Origin of the sequence: Novosphingobium kaempferiae (assembly GCF_021227995.1) — a bacterium.
Taxonomy (GTDB): Bacteria; Pseudomonadota; Alphaproteobacteria; order Sphingomonadales; family Sphingomonadaceae; genus Novosphingobium; species Novosphingobium kaempferiae.
Genome location: NZ_CP089301.1, coordinates 204,881 through 229,247, shown reverse-complemented (window position 1 = coordinate 229,247; position 24,367 = coordinate 204,881). Strand labels below are relative to the sequence as shown.

The window sequence follows — 24,367 nt, the reverse complement described above, 5'->3', positions numbered from 1 at the left end:
ACGGGTTGGGTTTCGATCGAGCCTATCGGGACTACGCTAGGCAATCTCGCGCTGGACCTCGCCGATCTTCTTGCCGTCCTCGAAATAACCGCGGCCGTAATCGCCCTTGATGGTGGTGCGCAGGGTCTGCCGTTCGTACTTCGCATCGCAGCCCTCGACCGCGTGGAGCATGCGGTGGTTGTCCCAGATCACCATGTCGGTGGGCTTCCAGTCGTGCCAGTAGGCGCTGGTGCCTTCTCCCAGACGGTTGATCGCGTGGGCCGCCCTGTCGAGCAGGCGGTCGCCCTCGGCATCCTCCTGATGTTCGAGGCCGACCGCCATCCATGCGCCGAAGTGCATGACCTTCTCGCCCGTTTCGCGCGTCCAGATCGCCGGGTGCATCGCGCGCGGGAAGGTGGAGGCTTCCTTCAGCAGTTGCGGAGTGGAGGCATATTCGGTGAGCGGCGTGAAGTTGACGCCGTACTTCATCGTCGAGAGGCGGGTGTCGAGCGTGTAGATGACGTTGCGCCCCTCCAGCCGGTCGCGCAGGTCCTGCGGGAACTGGCGGTAGAGTTCCACGCCGTCCATGAAGCCGGTGCGCCCGCCGACCGGCGCATTAATCGGCGCGCGCAGTACGCCTGCGTAGTTCAACTCGTCGTTGTAGCAGTGGTCGAAGTGCCAGGGAGAGAACCGCGCCACGATCGCGCCGTCCAGTTCGACGAGGCCCTCGCCCTTGGCCACCTCGTCGCTGGGGCGGTAGTGCATGTCGATGACGCCCTGCGCCTCGTCGCCGGTCTCGTCGTCACGGGGGGTGGTCTGCGTCGGGTGGTCCTTGAGCGGGCCGAAGATCCGGCTGAGCGCGACCTGCATCCTGGCGCTCGGTTCCATGTCGCGGAACACGATCATGCCGCGTTCGACGAACAGGGCGCGCAGGCGTTCGCGCACGGCCTCGTCGGTGATGGTGTCCCAGTCGAGCCCGTGGACCTCGGCCCCGAAGCTGAGGTTCTCGCCAAGGTCGTTCACGACGATGCCCGCCATCTCTCTCATCCCGTCCGTTATTGTCGCGGCATTTGCTCATCGCGACTCCCGGGTGCTCAAGCCACGGGGCGGAACGGGGACTTGACCGTGGCGGAGAGGATGGAGGCTAGAACAGGCTCCAGAGCGGGTTCTTCGGATCGGACAGCAGCTTGATCGTCAGGGCGAAGGACATGACGACGAGCAGCGGCCGCACCCCCTTGCCGCCGTATCGGATGGCGAGCCGCGCGCCGACCTGGTTGCCCGCGACGTTGGCGGCGGCCATGCCCGCGCCCAGCAGCCACAGCACCTTGCCGCCCGCGATCATCGCGAGCAGTCCGGCGACGTTGGTGGACAGGTTCAGGAATTTGGTGTTGGCGATGGCGCGGACCAGCCCGAGCCCGCCCAGCGCCACCAGTGCCGTCGTCAGGAACGATCCGGTGCCGGGGCCGAAGAAGCCGTCGTAGAAGCCGATCCCGGTCGTCACCATGGTCAGGCCGATGCGGCCCATGCGCGCATGGCGGTCAACCTCGCTCATCGGCGGGGCGAACAGGAAATAGAGCCCCATCGCGATCAGCAGCACCGGCACGAAGGCGGACAGGAACGCTGGGTTCACGAACTGCACCGCCGTCCCGCCCGCCACCGAACCGATGAACGCGCCGAGCGCGGGCACGGCGAAGGCCTTGATGTCGACATGCCCTGCGCGGTGGAAGGTCAGGAAGGCGGAGGAGGTGCCGATGGTGCTCTGCAGCTTGTTGGTCGCCAGCGCCGAGACCGGTGGCACGCCCGCCGCCATCAGCGCCGGGATGGTCAGCAGCCCGCCGCCGCCCGCAAGCGCGTCGATGCCGCCCGCGACGAAGGCGACGGCGATCAGGAACGCGACGGCTTCCGGCGCAAGGTTCAGCAGCGGCTCGATCACGGGTAGCTGATCTCCATGACTTCCCACTCCTTCTGCCCCGAGGGCAGGCGCACGATGCGCAGGTCGCCCACTGCCGCGCCGCGCAGGGCACGGGCGATGGGGGCGCTCCAGCCGATGCGGCCGGCCGATGCGTCCTGCTCGTCGTCGCCGACGATGGTGAGGGTCAGCCGCTCGTCGTCCTCGTCGGCGAGTTCGACGGTGGCGCCGAAGAAGACCTTGCCCCGCTCGGTCTGGTCGGCGGGATCGACCACGCGCAGCGCCTTCATGCGGCGGGCGAGGAAGGCCAGTTCGCGGTCGATTTCGCGCATCCGCTTGCGACCGTAGAGATAGTCGCCGTTCTCCGACCGATCGCCGTTGCCCGCCGCCCATGATACGATCTCGACGATCTCGGGCCGCTCCTTGCCGAGCAGGTGGTCGTAGCGGGTGCGCAGGGCAGCCATGCCTGCGGGCGTGATCGGGGGACCGGCGGGTTTCATCGCGCCGTGCTTAGAAAGGCGGGCGATGTCGGCCAAGGGAAATTGCGTCGATCTCCCCGGTTGCGTTAGCGCTATTACTCGGACAAATATCGCCCGAACCGAATTGGGGAGAGCGATCGTCATGAATATCTCGCGCCGCACCGCGCTGCTGGCTGCTGCTGCCGTCCCTCTGGCGTCCAGGGCGCATCAGGCCACGGCTCAGGACGGGCTCAGTGCCGCCTCGGTGCCGTTCAGGCTCGCCATGCGACCGCCGATGGGCTGGAACTCGTGGAACAGCTTCGCAGGGACCATCACCGAGGCACAGGCGCTGGAAACCGCTGAAATCATGCGGGAAAAACTGCTGCCTTTCGGCTACGACACCTTCACCGTCGACATCCAGTGGTACGAACCCGAGGCGAGCAGCTACACCTACAACGCGAACCCCGTCCCGGCGCTCGACGCCAACGGACGGCTGATCCCCGCGCCCAACCGCTTCCCCTCAGCCGCGAAAGGCCGCGGTTTTGCGCCGCTTTCCGCGAAGATCCACGCGATGGGCATGAAGTTCGGCATCCACGTCATGCGCGGCATCGCCCGCCATGCCGTGAAGCAGAACCTCCCGATCCTCGGCACGAAATACCGCGCGCAGGACATCGCCGACACCTCCAGCATCTGCTCCTGGAACCCGGACATGTACGGCGTCGACATGACCAAACCCGGCGCGCAGGAATACTACGACGGCCTGTTCAAACTCTATGCCTCATGGGGCGTGGACTTCGTGAAGATGGACGACATGAGCCGTCCCTACGACGCCCACGCGCCTGAGATCGAGGCTGCGGCCAAGGCGATCTCGCGCTGTGGACGGCCCATGGTGCTCAGCCTGTCGCCGGGCGAAACGCCGGTCCAGCGCGGCGATCATGTGCGCCGTCATGCGCAGATGTGGCGGATCTCCGACGATTTCTGGGACGAATGGCCGCAGCTTCTCGCCCAGTTCACGCGGCTGGAGAACTGGACGCCGTACCGTGCGCCCGGCTCGTGGCCCGACCCCGACATGCTGCCGCTTGGCCGTCTTGCGCTGGGGGACCGCGACACGCGCTTCACGCCGGACGAGCAGCGCACGCTGATGAGCCTGTGGTCGATCACCCGCGCCCCGCTCATCATGGGCGGCGACCTGCGTCACCTCGATGCGCCGACGCTGGCGCTGCTGACCAATCCCGAGGTGCTGGCCGTCAACCAGTCGAGCCGCGACAACGCGCCGCACTTCCTTGAAGACGGCCTGCGCGTGTGGTCGGCCTCCAGCGAGGACGGCCGCGCGCGCTATCTGGCGCTGTTCAACACGGGCGACACCGCCCGCGAGTTCTCGGTGCCGCTGCGCACGGTGGGCATCGAAGGGAAGGTGCCCGTCCGCGACCTGTGGGAACGCCGCGATCTCGGCACGGTGGAGGGCCGGATCACCGCGACCCTGCGCCCTCACGCCAGCATGCTCTATCGGTTGGGTTAAACGTCAGCCGGGCGAACGCTTGCCCGGCATCAGGCGGGACAGCTTGTTGGCGCCGTTGTAGTCGGATTTCTCCGGGTACATCGTCTCGTAGACGACGGCGTTCTCAAGCACCCGCTGGACGTAGTTCTTGGTCTCGTAGATCGGGATCTGCTCCAGCCAGTCGAGCCACTCGATCGAGCCGGTGCGCGGGTCTCCGTTGGCGCGCAGCCACTTGTTCACGTTGCCAGGGCCTGCGTTGTAGGCGGCGATGGCAAGCGGCAGCGCGCCGCCGTAGTAGTCCTTCATGCGGCGGAAATAGCCGTCGCCGAGCAGGATGTTGTAGCTCGGATCGGTGACGAGCGAGCCCTCGTTGTAGGCGAGCCCCATCTTGCCTGCCTGCTCGCGCGCGGTGCCCGGCATCAACTGCATCAACCCGCGCGCACCGGCGTGGCTCAGCGCGTTCTGCGCGAACTGGCTCTCCTGCCGGGAGAGGGCATGGACCATCGTCCAGTCAGTTCCCTGCGGTGTCGGCACCAGCGGGAAGGAGATCTTGCCGAACTGGTCGAACCCGCCTGCATGCGCGCTCTGGCCCATGATGACGGCAAGGTCGCGGCGGCCGATCTGCTGCGCGAGATCGGCGACGAGCACGTAGTCCTCGGCGGTCTGCGCCTGATCGGCGATCTCCTTGTAGAACTGGACGCCGGTGCGCCATTCCGCATCGCGCGCGACATCGCGCACCGCCTGCGTGATCGGCAGCGCGGTGAACGAGGCGCGCTGTGCTGCGCTCGGCACGGCGGTCGGGCGGGTATCGAGGTTGGGGATCGGCCGTCCCAGTCTTTCAAGCGAAAGCTGCCCGTAGAAGTACTGCGGATACTGCGCCGCCATCTCGAAGTAGCGGTTCGCGCCCGCCGTATCGCCCGCCATCGCCAGCGCGCGACCGGCCCAGTAGAAGCCTTTCGAGCGCGTCCCTGGAGTCTGCGCCGCAGCGCCGTAGCGATAGAACAGCGGCGCTGCCTGCCGGGAATTGCCGAGGCTCCACAGCGCCTTGGTGCCGCCGAGCCAGACGAGCGTCGTGTAGTCGTCGCGCACGCGATAGGACTGGCGGCTGACGTCGGTGCCCGGCGCGAAGGCATCGTCGATGGAAGCGGCTATCTTCACCGCGCTGGTCGCGTCGGCGGCCCGTGCTGCTGTCAGCAGTTCACGCACCCACAGTTCGGGCTGGGGGACCGGCCCGGACAGCGGCGGGCGATTGGCGAGAAGCGCCACCGCACCGGACTGGTTGCCGCTGCGCCGCGCTTGCACCGCGCGGTTGTAGACGTAGCCGGGATCGGAGGCGATCGACGGCGGCAGCGTCACGCCCAGAGTGCCGGGGGCCGATCCCTGCATGAGCGTCAGCCGTTCCATGAACTCGGACCGCCGCGCGGCCGAGACGAAGGAAATCTGCCGCTCCGCTTGCGCCGTCTCGCCCTGCCACAGCAGGGCGTCCATGCGCGCATCGTGGTCGGCAGTGGTGAACTGGTTGCGATAGAGGCCGAGGAGCGCGGCCTCGTCCGCGTCGATCAGCGCACCCTTGCGCCAGGCGGCGACGGCGCTCGTCTGCGCATCGGCGCGGCGCAGGCTCGACAGCGCCACCGCGTATCGCCCGGCGGCGCGGCTGCCGAGCGGTGCGAAGCGGTCGAAGTAGTCGACCACCGTCTGCGGCGCGGGGGACTCGGTCAGCAGCGCCTTTTCCGCATAGCCACGGATCTTGTCCTGCTGCGGATAGCCCGGATAGGTCAGAAGGAAGCTGGTGTAGGCGGAGAAGCCCATGCGGTCGTTGCTCGACAGCAGTTTCCAGCGGTCGATCGACTGGTGGACCGCCATGTCGTGCGACTGCATCGACTGCGCCCGCGCCGCATCCCACTCGCGCCCGTCGCTAGCGGCGGGCGGCGCGTATTGCGCGAATGCGGGAGTGGCTAGAACGGCGAAAGAAATGCTCAGCATCAGGTGGGTGGCGCGCAACATGCTGGACATTTTCGGGATAGGCTCCTTATCAGGCGCTGAACGTGACGTTCGGCAGGCAGGGTTGTTCCCCGTTCGGACGATCATTGAGCATCGCTAAGAGGTAAAGTCCATGTTCTCCGGCTCGATTCCCGCGCTTGTCACACCGTTTCGCGATGGGGCGTTCGACGAACAGGCCTTCCGGCGGCTGGTGGACTGGCAGATCGAATCGGGTTCCTCGGCGCTCGTTCCCTGCGGAACGACGGGCGAGAACTCGACGCTTTCGAACGCCGAGCATCATCGCGTGATCGAAGTCTGCATCGAGCAGGCGGCTGGCCGCGTGCCGATCATCGCCGGTTGCGGCAGCAACGATACGATGAACGCGCTGCTGCATATGAACTTCTCGAAGAAGTGCGGCGCCGCCGCCGCGCTGCTGGTCGCGCCCTATTACAACCGACCGAGCCAGGCGGGTCTGCTGGCGCACTTCAGCTATCTCGCCGAGAACAACGACTTGCCGATCGTGCTATACAACGTGCCGGGCCGGACCGTCACCGACCTGCTGCCCGAGACGGTCTGCGAACTTGCCCGCCGTTTTCCGGGCCGCTTCATCGGCATCAAGGACGCCAGCGGCGACCTCAGCCGCGTGACCGATCACCGCATGGGCATCGGCAAGGACTTCGTGCAGCTTTGCGGTGATGACGAACTGGCGCTGCCATTCAACGCAGCGGGCGGCGTCGGCTGCATCTCCGTGACCGCCAATGTCGCACCCGCGCTCTGCGCCGAATTCCAGGCCGCCTGCGCCGCCAACGATCTCGAAAAGGCGCGCGAACTCAACGACCGGCTCTACCCGCTGCACTACGCCATGTTCGAGGACAGCTCGCCGGGGCCGTGCAAGTACGCGCTGGCGCAGGTCCACGACTGGATCGAGAACGAACTGCGCCTGCCGCTCGTCCCCTGCGGCGACTCTGCCCGCAAGTCGGTCGACGAGGCGCTGGTCCACGCCGGACTGGTCTGAGGCGTTCGGGCAGGGTTGACCCCGCCCGCGCAAGTCAATCCGCCGGGTTGTGCTTTTGCACGAAGCGCATGGTCTCTGCGAGCATGCGTTTGCGCGTCTCCTCGCGCGACAGCCAGTGGTCCTCTCCGGGCAACGTGACCATCTCGTAAGGCTTGCCCGCGTCCTTCAGGGCGTCGGCCATGACGAGGCTCTGGCGGTAAGGCACGACGGTGTCATCCTTGCCGTGGATCAGCAGCACGGGCGCATCGGCGCGCTCGCCGAAACGGCGGGGTGACACCTCATCGTAGCGTTTCGGATCGCCGAGCTGCTCGCGCAGGGATTTGCTCAGCATCTTCGAATCGCCGCTTTCGCGAAGGTCGGTGGAGTACATCAGCTTGATGTCGGCGACGCCCGCGACCGAGACGGCGCAGCGGTAAAGGCCTTGCTGCAGCGTGACTCCAGCCAGCGCGGCGTAGCCGCCGTAGCTCGCCCCGACGATGCACGCGCGCTTCGGGTCGACCATGCCGCGCTTTACCAGCTCCGCGAGGCCGTCCGAGATGTCGGTCTGCATCTTGCGGCCCCATTCGCCATCGCCTGCATGGCGGAAGGCGTCGCTTGAGCCGGTCGAGCCGCGGAAGTTCGGCTGGAACACCGCATAGCCGCGCGAGGCGAAGGCCTGCGCCCACCAGTCGAACGATACGGTGTCATGCGAAGCCGGGCCGCCGTGGGGGAGCATGATAAGGGGCAGGTTCTTCGCTTCGCGCCCAGGCGGCAGCGTCAGCACGCCTTCCATCTCCAGACCGTCCTGCGCCTTGTAGGGGATCAGGGAGATCGGCCCGACCTGCTCGGGGTTGATGTCCGGCCGTTCGGTGCCGATCGGGTTTGCCTGGCGCTGCGCCACGTCGACGAGATACCAGGTTCCGCTGTCGTTGTTGCCGCTGGTACGCAGAAGGACTTTCGAGAACTCCGGCGTCCAGTCGATCAACCGGGGCTCGCGGCCGGAAAACGCTCTGAATATGCGGGTGAGGGCGCTCTGGTGCGCGCGGTCGTCCATCACCGTGGTGTGGTTCTCATCGGACAGGCGGTGGCCGATCAGGTTGCCGGAGCGACGGTCGACGAAGATCCGGTCAAGCGAGACATTCGCGAAGATTTCCGCAGCCTCGCCACCCGCCAGCGGCACTTCGAACCACCGCTGGTTCCCCTCGGCATCCTCGATCCGGTAGATCACCGTCGATCCGCCCTTGCCGAAGCAGATCAGGCTGACGTCACCGGTCGGATCGATGCCGCGAACGAGTTCTCCACCCTTGGTTCGGTAGATCTTCCAGAGCCCCGATTCTTCGGAAATGTCGAGGATCACCGACGCTGCGCCTGACGCATCCACCAGCCAGTCGCGGTAATGCCCTTCCGATGCTGCTGGAGCGGCGAGCCGAGGGCGGTTGGTCTTGATATCGACGGCGTAAAGCGTCGTGCGGCTGTGGACGAACCGGGGTTCGCCGCCACTGTTGTCGAGCGCGATGCCGCCGAAATAGCCGACCGTGCGCCCTTCGATGGTCCGAATGCCGTAGCGGCCTCGCGTGGTTCGGGCGATCTTGTCTCCTTTGCCGAACACCATCCCCGCTTCGCCGCCCGGTTTCATGGGAAGGATGATCGTCCCGTTGAGTTCGGCCTTGTCGGTGGTGAAGCCGTAGAGCGGTACGGTGGCGCTGTTGGTGAGGAGGATGGTGTCGCTGTCTGCCCACTCGATCGCGCGGACCTTGCTGGCGCCGGAAGAGGCGTTGAAGATCAGCTTGTCGTCCTTGTCGATGACGAGAACGCGGCGGTCGCCCTTGACCTGCACAACGCTGGCGATGGACCCGCCGTCCGGCGCGATCGCGGCATCTTCCACGCGCGGCAGTTCGCCATAGGCGTCGAGCGGCGGCGGTTCGACGGCGGCCGCGAGAAGCGGCGACTGCGCGATAAGAAGCGCAGCCGGCAACGCCGAGCGAAGTGTCCTGCCCATCAGTGTAATTCCCCCGAATATTTCGGGTTTATTCATCGACTTCGCGGCGCTTGCAATGGGCTTGCCAAATTTTCATGCCGATGCCGCCAGTCCTCCCCGCACGGGAACTTGCGCAACTGTCGGGACAGAAGGACAGTCCGTGAAAAGCAAGGAGAGGAAGCATGGCCACGATCTCCCGCCCGTCCACCTGGACCGAGCGCGATACCGTCACCGGCGAATATGCGCGCAAGGTTCTGGCCTATACCGACTGCATCAAGCGCACCGTGGAGGCGGCAAAGGCTCCGGGCTTCGATGAAAGCGGCTGGGACGAACTTGCGGAGCTGCTCGATGTCGACCGCTTCGAGCGCGTCGGCAACGACAAGGTCGCAATGGGCTGGGCAGTCTACCGCAACCTCCTCATGCAATGGGCGACGACCACGGACTTCTGGGCCGAATTCCACCGGATCAGCGAAGCCGGGAGCCGCGTCTTTCTTGAACTGACCGAGCATAACCAGCCGCGCGGGCATCCGGAAACGGTGGTCAATTCCTGCACGGTCTACCAGTTCGACGACGAGGGCAGGCTGGTTCATCTCGACATCTACCTCCAGCACGACTGACACGGCGCGTCGCGTCTTCGTGGCGGTCGGACGAAATAGGCGGCTGAAGCGGATCAAAGGGGCGTTTTCTTTTGCCGCGCACATGCCTACATGCGGCTCATCATGGCACGCCCTCAGAACTCCCTATTCGACAAGGTCAAGACCGTAGCCGAGAACCGGAAGGCTCGGTTCGACTATCATATCGAGGACAAGTTCGAGGCGGGAATCGCCCTGACCGGCACCGAGGTGAAGTCGCTCCGTTTCGGCGAGGGTTCGATCGCCGAATCCTTTGCCGAAATTCGCGGCGGGGAGTGCTGGCTGGTCAACGCCAACGTGCCCGAATTCAGCCACGGCAACCGCTTCAACCATGTGCCCAAGCGGCCGCGCAAGCTGCTGATGCATGAGCGCGAAATCTCGCGCCTGCAGGGTGCCGTGGAGCGCAAGGGCATGACGCTGGTGCCGCTGTCGATCTACTTCAACAGCCGCGGCCGCGCCAAGGTCGAGCTCGCACTCGCCAAGGGCAAGAACGCCGCCGACAAGCGTCAGACCATCAAGGACCGCGACTGGAAGCGCGATCAGGCCCGCATCATGCGCGACCATGGCTGAGCCGGGAGCAAGCGCGCAGTGAGCGGCCTTCTCCATCGTCTTTCGGTCTTCCTGCACCGCCAGATGCCGACGCACGCGCAGCTGGAGGCAAACCGCTTCACCGCGCCTTTCGCGCGTCGCCAGGAACTGTTCCGCTTCACCCGCCGGTCCGTGCCGCGCGGCATGGCAGTGGGGATGTTCATCGGCATCTTTGCTTTGATCCCCGGTGTGCAGATCGTTGGCGCGGCGCTGATGTGCGTGCCGTTTCGCGGCAATATCCCGCTGGCAGCGGCAGTGACCTTCGTCAGCAACCCCGCGACGACACTGCTCATCATCCTCCCGCTCGCCGTCGCCATAGGCAACAGCTTCGGCTACCATGCCGACATCGCCACGGTGAACACCATGGTCAAAGAGGGCGCGGGGATCGAACAATGGTGGCACTGGCTGCTTTCCGACACGGCTCCGGCAGTGGTGATCGGCCTATTCATCCAGTCCGTCATCGCTGCCTTCGTCAGCTATTTCCTGACGGTGTGGTTCTGGCGCTGGTGGATCGGGCACAAGCACCGCGCGCGCCGCAACCGCCCTCTGCGGGAGCGCGCCGACGCCGGATCGGAAACTCCTGCGTGAGCATGTGCGCGTGAACACAGGCATGGCGCCGGCCCGCCGGACCGACGTGCTGGTCGTTGTCGTTGCTCTCGTGCTGAGTGCGCTGCTGGTATGGGTCGTCTCCGGCGACACCCTGCTGATGACGGTGTTTCTTGCCGCGCTCGCCGCTTTCGGTGCAGGCGCGTGGGCGCTGTCGCGGCGTCGTCCGGCGGCTGCCGAAGTCGAGTTCGCGCAGCCCGACTGGTCGGTCACGGTCGCCGGGATCGAGCGTCCCGACATGGCGATCGCGGTCACCGATCGCGCGGGCCGGCTGACGTGCGCCAACACCAGCTTCGAAAGCTGGTTCGGCCCCGCCAGCGCTCCGCCGAGCCTTCCGGTCGTTCCGGCCTCGCTCGAACGCCTTGCCGACGCCACCCGTCGCGCCTGGCGCGACGGGCACGGTACTGCCGAGATCGTCAACGAGGATGGCGCCCACTGGCGCGCCGACGTGCGCCGCACCGGACGCGGTGACGACTTCCTCGTCTGGCGCATCACCCCGGTCGGGACGAGCGATCCGGTAGGGGAACTCGTCGTGCAACTTGACGGCAAGCTCGGTCGCGGTCTTTCCAAGGCAGGAATTGCTGCGGCTCTCGTCGATCCCGATGGCACCATCCGTGCCGCCAGCGCCGGTTTCGCCATGCGCGCGACCGGTGATGCTCACGCTGACATGACCGGCGCCGATTTCGTCGCGCTGCTCAACCAGGAAGAGGGCGAACGCATCGGCTGGGCGCGCGACGGCGGGCGCGGCGGGGCGCTGGTGCTCTATCACGTCCCCGTCACCGACCCCGATCGCAGCGACGACGCCGATCCCAACACGACGCCTTCGCTCATGCTGGTGGTCGAGGCCTCGCACGGCATCGGCACGGGCGGCGGCGGTACCGGCTCGGCCCCGCATCTCGAAGCGCTGCTCAGCCAGCTTCCGCTTGGCCTCGCCATGGCGGATCGCGACGGACGCCTGCTCTTCGCCAACCCTGCCTTCATGCGTGCTGCGGGCCATGAAGGGCAGGAGCCGCCGACCTACCCGACCGACCTCGTCGTGAAGGAGGACAAGCGCGCGCTGTCCGAAGCTATCCGCCGCTTCGCGCAAGGCCCTGCCGCTGCGGGCGATCTCGCCATCCGATTGACCAGTCAGCCGGAGGATCCCGTTTCGCTCAGCCTCGCGGGTGTGCGTGGGCTGGGCGAGGCGGCGGTGCTGCTCGGCCTGACCGATACTTCGGAAGAAATGCGCCTCAAGCGGCAGGTCGCACAGGCCACCAAGATGCAGGCTGTCGGCCAGCTTGCGGGCGGTGTGGCGCATGACTTCAACAACGTGCTCACCGCGATCCTCGGCACCTGCGACCTCATGCTGATGCGCCATACGCCGGGCGATTCGGACTACGACGACATCCAGCAGATCCGTGCCAACTCCAACCGCGCGGCCTCGCTGACCCGCCAGCTACTCGCCTTCTCGCGTCAGCAGACCCTGCGTCCCGAGGTATTGCAGCTTCCTGACGTGGTGGCGGATGTATCGCAGATGCTGCGCCGCCTGATCGGCGAGAAGATCCAGCTTTCGGTCACGCATGACCGCGATCTCGGCCCCGTCCGCGCAGACCCGACGCAGCTGGAACAGGTCATCGTCAATCTCTGTGTCAATGCGCGCGACGCCATGCAATCGCGCGGTGACGGCTCCGGTCGCCTGGCGCTGGCCACCCGCCGCGTCACCACCACCGACGTGCGCGCCATGCGCTCGGAGATCATCCCGGCGGGCGAGTACACCGCGCTTATCGTCGAGGATACCGGCGGTGGCATCCCCCCCGAAATCCTCGGCAAGATCTTCGAGCCGTTTTTCACGACGAAGGAACAGGGCAAGGGCACCGGCCTTGGCCTCTCGACCGTCTACGGCATCGTCAAGCAGTCCGGCGGTTTCATCTTCGCTGAGAGCGAAGTGGGCAAGGGGACGCGCTTCACCGTCTACCTTCCTGTCCATCATGCCGCACCCGGCAGCGTCGCCGAGAAGGCGATCACCGCACCCGAACCTCCACCGACGCAATGGGCGGGCGGCGGCTCGATCCTGCTGGTCGAGGACGAGGATCCTGTCCGCATCGTCGCCGAACGCGCGCTCACCCGGCAGGGCTATCAGGTCACCTGCGCCCGCGATGGCGAGGAGGGGCTGGAACTGGTGCAGGAGGGCGGGAAGTTCGACCTCGTCGTCTCGGACGTGGTCATGCCGACGCTCGACGGTCCTGCGATGGCGCGCGAGATTCGCCGCTTCGCCCCTGACCTGCCGGTGCTGTTCATGTCGGGCTACGCCGAGGAGCAGTTGCGCAAGCAGATCGGCATCGCCAACGCATGGTTCATGCCCAAACCGTTTTCGGTCCAGCAACTCTCTGAAAAAGTCGGGGAAGTTCTGGCACGTACCGCCCAAGGCTGATTCTGCCGTTAAAAAACGGAAATTTGCCGAAGTTCCCCTCTTGTTCACGTAGAACGAAGCAAGTACACAGCTTCGCATGACGTTGACCTTTCCGGTCACGCCGGTAGCAGGAGGGTAGTGACATGGCTGCTCAGCTCAAGCTGATCCAGGAAGGCAAGGAAAAGGACGCAATGGACCGTCAGAAGGCGCTCGAAGCCGCACTCGCGCAGATCGACCGTGCGTTCGGCAAGGGCTCTGCGATGAAGCTGGGCTCGAAGGAGACCATGCAGGTCGAGGCCATCTCGACCGGCTCGCTCGGGCTTGACATCGCACTCGGTGTCGGTGGCCTGCCGCGTGGCCGCGTGATCGAGATCTACGGTCCGGAAAGCTCGGGCAAGACCACGCTGGCGCTGCACTGCATCGCCGAAGCGCAGAAGACCGGCGGCACCGCGGCCTTCATCGACGCCGAGCACGCGCTCGATCCGGTCTACGCCAAGAAGCTGGGCGTCAACATCGACGAACTGATCGTCTCGCAGCCGGATACGGGCGAGCAGGCGCTGGAGATCACCGACACGCTGGTCCGCTCGAACGCGATCGACGTGCTGGTGGTCGACTCGGTCGCCGCGCTGGTTCCCCGCGCCGAAATCGAAGGCGAGATGGGCGACAGCCACGTCGGTCTCCAGGCCCGCCTGATGAGCCAGTCGCTGCGCAAGCTGACCGGCTCGATCAGCCGTTCGCGCTGCATGGTGATCTTCATCAACCAGTTGCGCATGAAGATCGGCGTCATGTACGGCAACCCGGAGACGACCACGGGCGGCAACGCGCTCAAGTTCTACGCTTCGGTCCGCCTCGACATCCGCCGCACCGGCGCGATCAAGGACCGCGACGAGGTCGTCGGCAACGCCACTCGCGTGAAGATCGTCAAGAACAAGGTGGCCCCGCCGTTCAAGCAGGTCGAATTCGACATCATGTACGGCGAAGGCGTCTCGAAGATTGGCGAGATCCTCGACCTCGGCGTCAAGGCCGGGCTCGTCGAGAAGTCGGGCGCATGGTTCAGCTACGATTCGATTCGCATCGGCCAGGGGCGTGAGAACGCCAAGACCTACCTCAAGACCAACCCCGAAGTCTGCGACCGCCTCGAAAAGGCGATCCGCGCCAAGACGGAAGGTCTGGCCGAGGAGATGATGGTCGGGCCTTCCGAGGACGACGATTGATCGAGCTTGAAGCCCCGGCAGGAATGTCGGGGCTTTTTGTTTGAAGGGTAAGTCGAAGGAGAGGGTCGACGCCCTCGCGGTGTCGTGCCCTTCAGTCTTCGCGGTTGTGGTTCAGAGGTGAAGCAAGGCGAGCACGGCACCCGCCATGGTGACGGCGGTGCCGACACCAAGCTGTATGGGATTGACGTAGCGCCGAAGCGGCAGGGCGAGCGATTGTTCGATCCTGGACATTGCGCGAAGATAGCCCCGGCGGGCCGCAAATGCTTTCGGGCAAAGCCGCTCACAGTCATGGGCTTTGTCGCTGAGGCGTAGCCCTATTTTAAGGGAGGGCTTGGTCAATACGGTCAGGCTCGCTCAGCCATCGTAAAAGGTAGGACAGGCGGTCCCGCGTAACCCGCCTGCCACGACAAAACCAAAACCGACGCATCGTCGCAATTTCCCACCAGTCTGACAGCATACTCCCGCTTGCCGCCGCGCTTCGTGTGCCTTATCGGCGCGGATCATGCACACGACCAACGAAATCCGCCGGTCCTTCCTCGACTATTTCGCCAGCAATGGTCACGAGGCCGTTCAGTCCGCGCCGCTCGTTCCCTATAACGATCCGACGCTGATGTTCGTGAACGCCGGCATGGTGCCGTTCAAGAACGTGTTCACCGGCCTTGAAACGCGTTCCACTCCGCGCGCGACTTCGTCGCAGAAGTGCGTCCGTGCGGGGGGCAAGCACAACGACCTCGACAATGTCGGCTACACCGCGCGCCATCACACGTTCTTCGAGATGCTCGGCAATTTCTCCTTCGGCGATTACTTCAAGGAGCAGGCGATCACCCATGCGTGGACGCTGCTGACGAAGGAGTGGGGCCTGCCGGTCGAGAAGCTGCTCGTCACCGTCTATCACACGGACGACGAAGCGTTCGACCTGTGGAAGAAGGTCGCGGGTCTGCCCGACCAGAAGATCATCCGCATCCCCACCAAGGACAACTTCTGGGCGATGGGCGACGAAGGCCCTTGCGGTCCATGCTCGGAAATCTTCTTCGACCACGGCGACCACATCTGGGGTGGTCCTCCGGGATCGCCGGAAGAGGACGGCGATCGCTTCATCGAGATCTGGAACCTCGTGTTCATGCAGTTCGAGCAGGCGGCGGGCGAGATCGTCGGCAACCTGCCCAAGCCCTCGATCGACACTGGCATGGGTCTGGAGCGTATCTCCGCCGTCATGCAAGGTGTGCACGACAACTACGACATCGACACCTTCAAGGCGCTGATCGCCGCGTCCGAAAACCTGACCGGCGTCGTTGCCGAGGGTGAGCAGCGCGCCAGCCATCGCGTGATCGCGGACCACCTGCGCTCGACCAGCTTCCTGCTGGCCGATGGCGTGTTGCCCTCCAACGAAGGCCGCGGCTATGTCCTGCGCCGTATCATGCGCCGTGCGATGCGCCATGCGCATCTGTTGGGCGCGAAGGATCCGCTGATGCACCGTCTGGTGCCCGCGCTGGTCGCTGAGATGGGCCAGGCCTATCCCGAACTCGGCCGGGCGCAGCCGCTGATCGAGGAAACGCTGGAGCGCGAAGAAATCCAGTTCCGCCGCACCCTGTCGAACGGCATCAAGCTGCTCGACGAGGCGACCGCCGGAATGGGCGAGGGCGGCGAACTGCCCGGAGAGACCGCGTTCAAGCTCTACGATACGTATGGCTTCCCCTACGACCTTACCGAAGACGCCCTGCGCTCCCGCGGTATCGCCGTCGACAAGGCGGGCTTCGACGCGGCCATGGCGCAGCAGAAGGCCGCCGCGCGTGCTGCGTGGAAGGGCTCGGGTCAGGCTGCCGACAGCGAAGTGTGGTTCGACATCGCCGAGCGCGAAGGCGCCAGCGAGTTCACCGGCTACACCTCTACCACTGGCGAAGGTCAGGTCGTGGCGCTGGTGAAGGACGGCAAGGAAGTCGAGTCTGCCACGGCGGGCGAGGCGGTCGTCGTGCTTACCAACCAGACCCCGTTCTACGGCGAATCGGGTGGCCAGGAAGGTGATCGCGGCACCATTGCCGGTGCGAATGGCCTCAAGATCACCATTACGGACACCGGCAAGCCGCTCGGCCGCCTCCACGCAATGAGCGGTACGGTGGAAGCTGGCACGATCAAGGTCGGCGATGCTGTCGCCATGACCGTCGATGTCGCGCGCCGCGATGCGGTTCGCGCCAACCATTCGGCGACGCACCTGCTCCACGCTGCGCTCCGCAACCGGCTGGGCGATCATGTCACGCAAAAGGGCTCGCTCGTTGCGGCGGATCGCCTGCGCTTCGACTTCTCGCATCCCAAGGCGCTGTCCGAAGAGGATATCGGCGCGATCGAAGCCGAAGTGAACGCCGAAATCCGCGGCAACGAGGCCGTGCTCACCCGCCTGATGACGCCGGACGACGCCATCGCGGCGGGCGCCATGGCGCTGTTCGGCGAGAAGTATGGCGACGAAGTGCGCGTGCTCTCGATGGGGCGCCACTCGGGTGATCGCACGTATTCGGTCGAGCTTTGCGGCGGTACGCACGTTCGCGCGACGGGCGACATCGGCGTGTTCCGCATTGTGTCCGAAAGCGCGGTCTCTTCGGGCGTGCGCCGCATCGAGGCGATGACCGGCGAGGGTGCACGCCAGTGGCTCGTCGGCCGCGAGGATGCGCTCAAGAATGCCGCCAGCCTGCTGCGCACTACGCCGGAGGACGTGGAGGCCCGCGTCGCCGCGCTGCTAGACGAGCGTCGCAAGCTGGAGCGTGAACTCGCGGAAGCCAGGAAGGCGCTCGCCCTCGGTGGCGGCGGTGCGAAGGCCGAGGCTGCCGACGAGGAAGTCAACGGCATCAAGTTCTCCGGGCAGGTGCTCGACGGGCTCGACCCCAAGGAACTGCGTGGGCTGCTCGATCAGGCCAAGCAGCGCCTCGGTTCGGGTGTTGCGGCGATCGTTGCGGTGAACGAGGGCAAGGCGAGCATCGCCGCTGCCGTCACGGAAGATCTCACCGGCACGGTCAGCGCCGTCGAACTCGTCCGCAAGGGCGTCGAGGCGCTCGGCGGCAAAGGCGGCGGCGGCCGCGCCGACATGGCGCAGGGCGGTGGCCCGGACGGAGCGAAGGCGGCGGACGCCATCGCGGCGGTCAAGGCGGCGCTGGCGGGGTGATCCGCACGGGGGCGCCTTTCCTTGCCGCGTTCGGGTTGCTCATCGGCAGTCCGGCCATCGGCAAGGAAGCGCCCTGGCCCAAGGGCATCTACAGTTCGGTGCGGATGTCCGAGGAAACCGGCGATCTTGGCGGCATGGAACTGCGCTTCTTCGCCGATGCCGGAAAGCCGATGGTCGAGGCGGTGATCTGCGAGGGCTGGTGCAACGAATCCTACACCGTCCCGCTGGAGCGCATCGCCGAGGGTTTCGCCTTCGGCTTCGTCGAACGCTACGAAGGCGGTGAGGGCGTGACCGAAGAGGCCCTGCGCGTGACGCTGCGGCCCGAGCGCAAGGGCTTTCGCGCACACCTCACCGCGCAAGCCGATCCGAACGCGCCGCTGTGGGAGGAAGACCCGCTGTTGCGCCGGATCGGGCGACCGTTCGGTCTCTCGGTGGTCCACAGCGAGAAGTAGCGTGGCCACGCATCCCGTTTCCCAGATCGTCGCCGAAATCGCCGAGGAAATGCGCGGTGCCGAGCATCGCGGCACGGTGGCGAGCTACATCCCGCCGCTGGCTTCGGTGCCCGTCGCCAAGTTCGGCCTTGCCGTCGTCATGGCGGATGGTTCGGTCCATGCGGCGGGGGATGCGGAGGAGGCGTTCTCCATCCAGTCGATCTCCAAGGTCTTCGCGCTGACGTTGGCGCTCGGCGCGGTCGGGGACCAGCTGTGGAACCGGGTGGGGCGCGAGCCTTCGGGGTCCGCGTTCAATTCCATCGTCCAACTTGAGACCGAGCACGGCATTCCGCGCAATCCGTTCATCAACGCGGGTGCTATCGTCGTTTGTGACGTGCTGCTTGGCCGCCTCCAGCCGCGCGAGGCGATCGGGCAGATGCTGCGCTTCGTGCGCGAACTGGCGGGCGATGACACCATTTCCATCGACGAGATCGTGGCCCGCGCCGAGCAGGAGACAGGTTTTCGCAACATCGCGCTCGCCAACTACATGCGCGCTTTCGGCAATATCCATGGCGAGGTGGACCTCGTGCTGGGCACCTATTTCCATTTCTGTGCGCTGGCGATGAGCTGTCGGCAGCTTGCCATGGCCGGGCGGTTCCTGATGGGGGACGGCCGGGTCGACGGGCATCGCGTGGTCACGGGCAAGCGGGCGCGGCGTATCAACGCGGTGATGATGTCCTGCGGGCACTACGACAATTCGGGCGATTTCGCCTATCGCATCGGTCTGCCAGGCAAGTCGGGCGTCGGTGGCGGCATTCTCGCCGTAGCGCCGGGGATCGCTAGTATCGCGGTGTGGTCGCCAGGGCTGAATGAGGCGGGCAACTCGCACCTTGGGCAGATGGCGCTGGAGCGGCTTGTCCAGCGTACCGGCTGGTCGGTGTTCGAGCCGCGCGGTTAGCGTTTCCGCCGATGGGCTGACAGGCAGGTGACGACGCTCGCCACCACCAGTCCGAAGGCGGCCAGTTCCATCACCGTCGGCCAGCGCTGTTCCCACAGGAAGCCGTAAAGCAGCGCGAAAAGCGTTTCGAACAGGATCATCTGCCCGACGAGGGTGAGTGGCAGCAGGCGGCTCATCCGGTTCCACAAGGCGTTGCCGAGGATCGAGGCGAGCAGCGCGACGGCGAGGCAGACGCTGCCGAAAGTCAGCCACTCCGTTGCCGTTCGGGTCCAGTCGTCGAGCAGCAGTGAGACGGGCACCAGTAACAGCGCCTGCGCTCCGGTGACGAGGCCGAGCAGGAGGTTCCATTCATGCTCCGACACCGAAGTCCGTGCGAGGCAGCGCGCGTTGCCTATGGCGAAGGCGGTCCATGATATCAGGGCGCCGATGGCGCAGCCGAGCCCGGTCAGTTGCGCGATGCTCGATCCCGAGGCCGGTGCAGCGAGCGCCTGCCAGCCGATGCACACCGCGCCTGCGGTACAGAGCATTAGCGACGGCGCAAGACGACGCAGCGGTACGGCGTCATGGTCGCGGCTGCCGACGATGGTGACGGCGACGGGCAGGAAGCCGATCACCAGCGATGTCATCGCCACGCTGCCCGACTGCACGGCGGCGGCGAGGAAGACGAAGTAGAGCGTGTTGCCCGCCATCGCGAGCCATCCGAGGCTCAGCCACTCGCGCCGGGTCAGTGCGGCGAAGACGGTCCGCCATCGCGGTGCGATCAACACGGCGGCCATGGCGCCGTAGCAGAGGTAGCGCCCGATGGTCAGTTGGAGCGGACTGAACGCGCGCGTGAGTTCGGGCGCGAGGAATACCAATCCCCACAGCGCCCCCGCGCCCATGCCGCAGAGCACTCCGGCAAGGGTGGCATCGGTTCGCGGTGTCCGGGTGAGGGCGGTGTCCATGAGGAAGCGAATATCACCGCCCTTGCGGGTTGTGCGCTCTTGATTCGGGCGTGAAACGCAACAAAAGCTTGGCGATGCCCCGCAAGCCTGCCTCCCTCGACGCTTTCGACCGTGAAATCCTGCGGATTCTCCAGCGCGACAACAAGACGCCGCAGCGGGTGATCGGGGAGAGGGTGAACCTTTCGGCGGCGGCGGTGCAGCGGCGGATCGCGGCGATGGAGCAGGCGGGGGTGATCGCGCGCAATGTCGCGGTGGTCGATCCCGACGCGCTGGGCCTTACCGTCACCGCCGTGGTCGAGGTGTTCCTGCGGGATGAGCGCACCGCCAGCATCGACCGTGCCAAGGCGCTGTTCCGCGAGACTGCGGAAGTACAGCAGTGCTATTATACGACCGGCGGCACCAGCTTCGTGCTCGTCGTCGTGACCACGGACATGCGCGCCTACGAGGTGCTGACGCGGCGGCTGTTCTCCGACCACGAATGGGTGGCGAGTTTCCGCACGCTGGTGGCGCTCGACCGGGTGAAGAGCGGGGCCGGGGTGGTGGTGCCCTAGCCTTGTCCGGCCTCGCGTAACTGCGCCGTTTTCAGCGACGGCTTTTCCGCCAGCCCGCCGCGCTCCATGATCATCTCGCGGAATTCGTCGCGCTTTTCGTGGACCGAGGCGATGATCGGGCCCATCGCGACGCCGGTTTCGACGAGCGCGGCCTCGGACAGTTGCAGCGAGCTTTCCAGCGTTTCGGGCACTGCATAGCTCGCCCCGGCGCGGTAGAGTTGGGCGGCGTGATCCGCATCGCGGGCGCGGGCGAGGATCGGCAGGTCGGGGAACTGGAGGCGCAGCTTGCGCACGATGCGCTGGGCGGTGACGGGCTCGTCCATGGTGAGGATTACCGCTGCCGATTCGCTCGCTCCGAGGCGCAGCAGCGCATCGCCCCGGCCCGCGTTGCCGAACGCCACCGAATAGCCGAGGCGGCGGCCATGGGCGACGAGATCGGCGTCGCTGTCGATGGCGAGGTAGGGTCGTCCGTGCCGGGTCAGCATGTCGGCGACGAGGTGGCCGACGCGCCCGAAGCCGACGATCAGCGTGCGTGGACGGGTGCCGTCGTCGGCGGGGCGGTGGGGTGTCTCCACGCCGTCGACGCGCTTGGCCATGACCTTGCCCGCCATCGCGAGCAACGGCGTCACCGTCAGGCCGAGCGCGGTGACGATCTGCCAGAACTGGGCGGTGCCCGGCTGGATCAGCTGCGCGGTCCCGGCGGCGGTGAGCACGATCAGCGTGGTCTCCGACGGACTGGACATGAGGATGCCCGCCTCCGTCGCGGTGCCGCGCCGGGCGCCCATGATGCGCAGCATGACGCCGGTGACGACCGCCTTGAGCACGATCACCGCCACCGTCGCGATCAGGATCGAGCCGAGGTTTTCCCACACCACGGCAAGGTCGATGCTCATGCCGATGGTGATGAGGAAGACGCCGAGCGCAAGGCCCTTGAACGGCTCGGTGATCTGCTCGACCTCCGAATGGTACTCGGTCTCGGCGATCAGCAGCCCCGCGACCAGCGCGCCGACGATGGGGGACAGGCCCGCGGCGGCGGTCGCCAGCGAGGCGACGATCACCACCAGCAGGCTGGCGGCGAGGAACAGTTCGGGGCTCTTGGTGCGGGCGGCCTGTGCGAACAGCGGCGGCAGCAGGTAGCGCCCGAAGATCAGCAGCCCGCCGACGACCACGGTGCCCCACAGCAGCGTGTTGAGCAGGTTGTCGACGCCGCTTCCCGCATGCGGCCCCAGCGCGCCGAGCAGGAAGATGATGGGGACGAGGGCGATATCCTCGAACAGCAGCATCGCCAGCGCCGCCTTGCCGACCGGCGTCGTCGTCTCGGTGATCTTGAGCACCAGTGCGGTCGAGGACAGCGCAAGGGCTAGGCCCAGCGCCATCGCGCCCGAGAAGCTCTGCCCGATGGCGGCAAGGATGAACGTCAGCGAGGCGGCGATGACGATCAGTTCCAGCGAGCCGAGCCCGAAGACCATCCGCCGCATCTCCCACAGGCGCGCGAAGGACAGTTCCAGCCCGATCGAGAACAGCAGCAGGATGATGCCGAATTCCGCGAAGATCTCCAGCCCGTCCGGGTCGGTGATCGTCACGTAGTGCAGCCAGGGCATGTCGAAGACGTGGCGGCCCATGCCGAACGGGCCGACCAGCAGGCCGACGAGGATGAACCCGATGACCGGGGTGATGCGGAAACGGTTGAACACCGGAATGACGATGCCCGCGGCGCCCAGGATCACCAGGGCGTCGGACATCATGGGGGAATAAAGATCGCTGCTGCCTGCCATAGGAATAACGTAGGGCAGGGGGGCGGTGGAGGGAACCGCCTTGTTTGCATGAAATGCACTTATGGACTCGCTGGCCCGGACTTGATCCGAGACAGGTGGCCGTGAACAGCCCACCTGTCAGTGCGAAACGCGTGGGGCTTCGACAAGCTCAGCCTGAGCGGGATTTAAAGGTATTCTCTCAGAACCGCTCAGGCTGAGCTTGTCGAAGCCCCCGCCGCGCGCACCGTTATCGGAATGCCGGTGTAGCGCACCATGCCCGTCATCGGGTCCACGACGCCCGCATCGGTCAGCAGGTTGACGTTGGCGCTGCCGTGGCCGTGCGGGATCGAGGCGACGCCGGGGCGGATCGTTTCGCTGACGTTGGCGATGAGGGTGATCGTGCCCCGCCCGGTTCTGACCTCGACCGCCGCGCCATGGGTCACGCCCAGCCTTTCGGCATCGCGGGGGTGGAGGATCAGATCCACCGGTGCGCCGAGGAAGTCGAGCGAGGCGTTGAGCTTGCGGCGCTGACGGCGGGATACGAAGACGAGGCTGCCGGGGCTCTCCAGCCGGGCGAGATCGGCGGCGTGGATATGCCCAAGGAACGCCAGCAGCGGCTCGGGCGCGAGGTTCCACCCGCCGAAGCGCTCGATATGGGCATCGACCCAGGGCGCGGGGAACTCCAGCGGCTTTTCGACGTAGCCGCTGGCGGCGACCTCCTCGAAAGTGCAGCGCGCGCCGGGGCCGAAGTGGGCGGCGAGCATCGCTTCGTCGGCGCCCGGCTCGCGGTCGTCGGCAGGGACATGCGCGGGCACGTCGAGGTTCAGGCGGCGCATCAGTTCGGCGACCACCCACCACCCGGCGCGGCGCTCGCCCATCGGCGGGACTACGGCGGGGGAATACTGCATCGCCACCTTGAAACCGAGTGTATCCCACAGCGAGACCTCGGGCCGTTCCAACTGGTCGCGCGTCGGCAGGACGTGCGAGGAAAGCGCGGTCGTTTCGTTCTCCACGACCTCGAAGGTGACGAGCGCATCCAGCTTCGCCAGCGCCGGGGCGAGGCGGTTGGCGTCGGGGAAGGAGCGCAGCAGGCTGCCGCCGAAGTTCACGACGGCGCGGATGTTGCCCGCCTCGATCTCTCCCGGCAGCGCGGCGCATGGCCAGTCGCCGATGAGGCCCGAGACATGCGGCATCGTCGGCGCGCCGGGGGTGAACGGATTGTCGAGGATCGGCAACTCGAACGAATCGAAGCAGGTGAGGAAGCCGGGATGAAACCACGCGCCGCCCTTCCGGTTCATCGCACCGGTCAGGATCATCAGCACCCAGCTCAGCCAGTGGGTGAGGTTGGCGCTGTCCGCCATGGTGACGCCGGTGCCGGTCTCCACCACCAGCATGTCGGCGGCGAGGACGGCGCGCAGCAGGTCGGCGAGGTCGTCCTCCGCCACGTCGGCGATGCGCGCGGCGTGGGCGCGGGTGAAGGGATCGAGCGCGACGCGCAGGGGTTCCAGTCCGCGCACGGCCTGCACCGGGCGGTGCATCGCGGCGTCGATCACCTCGCGCACGAGCCAGGCGAGGATCGCGTAGTCGCGTCCCGGCAGCGGGGCGATATGGCGGGTGGAGAAGCGGGCGGTCTCGGTGAACAACGGATCGATCGTCCAGACCTGCCCGCGCGCGGCGACGGCGCGGATCTTCTCGGCGGGCTGGTACATGCCGGTGTTGTGGCCGTGGCTGACCATCGGGTTGCTGCCGACGTAGAGCAGCATGTCGGCGTTGTCGTAGTCGGTCTTGGGGTTGAGCCCCGGAAACCCGCCGACGAGGCTGGAGACGAGCACCTTGGCGGTCCCGTCGATGGTCAGCGGCGAGAACTTGGGGCCGTGGCCGAGCGCGGCGTGGAACTTCTCCGCCATGCGATAGCCCGACGAATCCATGCCGAGGCCCGACCCGAAGAACATGCCGACCGCGCCGGGGCCGTGCTCGTCCACGACCTTGCGGATGCGGGCGGCGGCGTCGTCCAGCACCGCGTCCCAGCCCGCAGCGATGCGCTGGCCATCGCGGCGGATGTAGGGCTCGACGATGGCGTCGGGGTGATGATGATTCTCTCCCGCGGCGCGACCCTTGGGGCAGGTGTAGCCTCTGGTCAGCGGGTGGGCGGTATCGCCGCGCACCTTGACCACCCGGTCGCCCCGTGTCTCGATCACGGTGCCGCACTGGGTCGTGCAGATCTTGCAATAGCTGCGCCGCGTCTCGCTTTCCTGCGCCGCGCCGCGATCAAGGGTGGGGGCCGTCGCCATCCCATTCTCCTCAGGGCCTCTCTTGCCGGCAGAGTGCGCGTCGGCGGGGCAGGCCACAATTA

19 protein-coding genes are annotated in these 24,367 nt (G+C 66.4%); 11 read left to right on the top strand and 8 right to left on the bottom strand.

From position 1 onward, the window contains the following. Positions 1-36: 36 nt before the first annotated feature. From LO787_RS01095 to greB, 3 genes are all read right to left on the bottom strand, one after another. Positions 37-1,026, bottom strand: a complete 990-nt coding sequence (locus tag LO787_RS01095; protein WP_232494051.1) for a TauD/TfdA dioxygenase family protein — start codon at positions 1,024-1,026, stop codon at positions 37-39. A 97-nt stretch (positions 1,027-1,123) separates the two neighbouring features. Further along, positions 1,124-1,912 carry a TSUP family transporter gene (locus LO787_RS01090; protein WP_232494050.1) on the bottom strand — a complete coding sequence of 263 codons (789 nt, stop codon included), beginning with the start codon at positions 1,910-1,912 and terminating at the stop codon, positions 1,124-1,126. Continuing rightward, positions 1,909-2,388, bottom strand: coding sequence for a transcription elongation factor GreB (gene greB / locus LO787_RS01085; RefSeq protein WP_232494049.1), 480 nt, complete (start codon positions 2,386-2,388; stop codon positions 1,909-1,911). The genes LO787_RS01090 and greB overlap by 4 nt, the downstream gene beginning before the upstream one ends. 115 nt (positions 2,389-2,503) lie before the next feature. Between greB and LO787_RS01080 the strand changes: the two genes are divergently transcribed. Further along, positions 2,504-3,865: a glycoside hydrolase family 27 protein gene (locus LO787_RS01080; RefSeq protein ID WP_420847804.1), complete on the top strand. Its 1,362-nt coding sequence runs from the start codon at positions 2,504-2,506 to the stop codon at positions 3,863-3,865. 3 nt (positions 3,866-3,868) lie between these two features. Here LO787_RS01080 and LO787_RS01075 read toward each other — a convergent pair whose 3' ends face one another. Beyond that, positions 3,869-5,857: a lytic transglycosylase domain-containing protein gene (locus tag LO787_RS01075; RefSeq protein ID WP_232494047.1), complete on the bottom strand. Its 1,989-nt coding sequence runs from the start codon at positions 5,855-5,857 to the stop codon at positions 3,869-3,871. A gap of 100 nt (positions 5,858-5,957) precedes the next feature. Between LO787_RS01075 and dapA the strand changes: the two genes are divergently transcribed. Beyond that, on the top strand, positions 5,958-6,839 hold the full coding sequence (gene dapA / locus LO787_RS01070) for a 4-hydroxy-tetrahydrodipicolinate synthase (RefSeq protein ID WP_232494046.1): 882 nt from the start codon (positions 5,958-5,960) through the stop codon (positions 6,837-6,839). Positions 6,840-6,873: 34 nt separating this feature from the next. Here dapA and LO787_RS01065 read toward each other — a convergent pair whose 3' ends face one another. Then, positions 6,874-8,817 (bottom strand): alpha/beta hydrolase family protein, encoded by a 1,944-nt coding sequence (locus LO787_RS01065; RefSeq protein ID WP_232494045.1) that lies wholly within the window; start codon positions 8,815-8,817, stop codon positions 6,874-6,876. A 161-nt stretch (positions 8,818-8,978) separates the two neighbouring features. Between LO787_RS01065 and LO787_RS01060 the strand changes: the two genes are divergently transcribed. The 8 genes from LO787_RS01060 to LO787_RS01025 all read left to right on the top strand — a co-directional run bounded on the left by LO787_RS01060 (position 8,979) and on the right by LO787_RS01025 (position 18,765). After that, positions 8,979-9,413 (top strand): hypothetical protein, encoded by a 435-nt coding sequence (locus tag LO787_RS01060; protein WP_232494044.1) that lies wholly within the window; start codon positions 8,979-8,981, stop codon positions 9,411-9,413. Between the two features lie 102 nt (positions 9,414-9,515). Next, positions 9,516-9,998, top strand: a complete 483-nt coding sequence (gene smpB, locus LO787_RS01055; RefSeq protein WP_232494043.1) for an SsrA-binding protein SmpB — start codon at positions 9,516-9,518, stop codon at positions 9,996-9,998. An 18-nt stretch (positions 9,999-10,016) separates the two neighbouring features. After that, entirely contained in the window at positions 10,017-10,604 is a 588-nt protein-coding gene (locus tag LO787_RS01050; protein WP_232494042.1) for a DUF2062 domain-containing protein, read from the top strand. A 22-nt stretch (positions 10,605-10,626) separates the two neighbouring features. After that, complete coding sequence (locus LO787_RS01045; RefSeq protein ID WP_232494041.1) at positions 10,627-13,032, top strand: hybrid sensor histidine kinase/response regulator; 2,406 nt, start codon at positions 10,627-10,629, stop codon at positions 13,030-13,032. Positions 13,033-13,154: 122 nt separating this feature from the next. Next, positions 13,155-14,225 (top strand): recombinase RecA, encoded by a 1,071-nt coding sequence (gene recA, locus LO787_RS01040; protein ID WP_232494040.1) that lies wholly within the window; start codon positions 13,155-13,157, stop codon positions 14,223-14,225. 502 nt (positions 14,226-14,727) lie between these two features. After that, positions 14,728-17,376: an alanine--tRNA ligase gene (alaS, locus tag LO787_RS01035; protein ID WP_232494039.1), complete on the top strand. Its 2,649-nt coding sequence runs from the start codon at positions 14,728-14,730 to the stop codon at positions 17,374-17,376. Then, on the top strand, positions 17,373-17,828 hold the full coding sequence (locus LO787_RS01030) for a hypothetical protein (RefSeq protein WP_232494038.1): 456 nt from the start codon (positions 17,373-17,375) through the stop codon (positions 17,826-17,828). Before alaS ends, LO787_RS01030 begins: the two co-directional genes overlap by 4 nt. A 49-nt stretch (positions 17,829-17,877) precedes the next feature. Next, positions 17,878-18,765 (top strand): glutaminase, encoded by an 888-nt coding sequence (locus LO787_RS01025; RefSeq protein ID WP_232496217.1) that lies wholly within the window; start codon positions 17,878-17,880, stop codon positions 18,763-18,765. Here the strand turns inward: LO787_RS01025 and LO787_RS01020 are convergent. Further along, a complete protein-coding gene (locus tag LO787_RS01020) occupies positions 18,762-19,709 on the bottom strand; it encodes a DMT family transporter (protein WP_232494037.1) in 948 nt (315 codons plus the stop codon). The genes LO787_RS01025 and LO787_RS01020 overlap by 4 nt on opposite strands. A gap of 74 nt (positions 19,710-19,783) precedes the next feature. Between LO787_RS01020 and LO787_RS01015 the strand changes: the two genes are divergently transcribed. Continuing rightward, positions 19,784-20,260, top strand: coding sequence for an Lrp/AsnC family transcriptional regulator (locus tag LO787_RS01015; protein ID WP_232494036.1), 477 nt, complete (start codon positions 19,784-19,786; stop codon positions 20,258-20,260). Here the strand turns inward: LO787_RS01015 and LO787_RS01010 are convergent. After that, positions 20,257-22,035, bottom strand: coding sequence for a cation:proton antiporter domain-containing protein (locus LO787_RS01010; RefSeq protein WP_232494035.1), 1,779 nt, complete (start codon positions 22,033-22,035; stop codon positions 20,257-20,259). The genes LO787_RS01015 and LO787_RS01010 overlap by 4 nt on opposite strands. Before the next feature lie 188 nt (positions 22,036-22,223). After that, entirely contained in the window at positions 22,224-24,305 is a 2,082-nt protein-coding gene (locus tag LO787_RS01005; RefSeq protein WP_232494034.1) for a molybdopterin-containing oxidoreductase family protein, read from the bottom strand. Positions 24,306-24,367 lie beyond the last annotated feature (62 nt).

Coding starts and splice junctions, on each gene's coding strand:
- dapA (WP_232494046.1), top strand. CDS start 5,958: ATGTTCTCCGGCTCGATTCCCGCGCTTGTCACACCGTTTCGCGATGGG.
- LO787_RS01025 (WP_232496217.1), top strand. CDS start 17,878: ATGCGCGGTGCCGAGCATCGCGGCACGGTGGCGAGCTACATCCCGCCG.
- LO787_RS01045 (WP_232494041.1), top strand. CDS start 10,627: ATGGCGCCGGCCCGCCGGACCGACGTGCTGGTCGTTGTCGTTGCTCTC.
- recA (WP_232494040.1), top strand. CDS start 13,155: ATGGCTGCTCAGCTCAAGCTGATCCAGGAAGGCAAGGAAAAGGACGCA.
- LO787_RS01095 (WP_232494051.1), bottom strand. CDS start 1,026: ATGAGAGAGATGGCGGGCATCGTCGTGAACGACCTTGGCGAGAACCTC.
- LO787_RS01065 (WP_232494045.1), bottom strand. CDS start 8,817: ATGGGCAGGACACTTCGCTCGGCGTTGCCGGCTGCGCTTCTTATCGCG.
- greB (WP_232494049.1), bottom strand. CDS start 2,388: ATGAAACCCGCCGGTCCCCCGATCACGCCCGCAGGCATGGCTGCCCTG.
- LO787_RS01060 (WP_232494044.1), top strand. CDS start 8,979: ATGGCCACGATCTCCCGCCCGTCCACCTGGACCGAGCGCGATACCGTC.
- LO787_RS01075 (WP_232494047.1), bottom strand. CDS start 5,857: ATGTCCAGCATGTTGCGCGCCACCCACCTGATGCTGAGCATTTCTTTC.
- LO787_RS01015 (WP_232494036.1), top strand. CDS start 19,784: ATGCCCCGCAAGCCTGCCTCCCTCGACGCTTTCGACCGTGAAATCCTG.
- LO787_RS01020 (WP_232494037.1), bottom strand. CDS start 19,709: ATGGACACCGCCCTCACCCGGACACCGCGAACCGATGCCACCCTTGCC.
- smpB (WP_232494043.1), top strand. CDS start 9,516: ATGGCACGCCCTCAGAACTCCCTATTCGACAAGGTCAAGACCGTAGCC.
- LO787_RS01005 (WP_232494034.1), bottom strand. CDS start 24,305: ATGGCGACGGCCCCCACCCTTGATCGCGGCGCGGCGCAGGAAAGCGAG.
- alaS (WP_232494039.1), top strand. CDS start 14,728: ATGCACACGACCAACGAAATCCGCCGGTCCTTCCTCGACTATTTCGCC.
- LO787_RS01010 (WP_232494035.1), bottom strand. CDS start 22,035: ATGGCAGGCAGCAGCGATCTTTATTCCCCCATGATGTCCGACGCCCTG.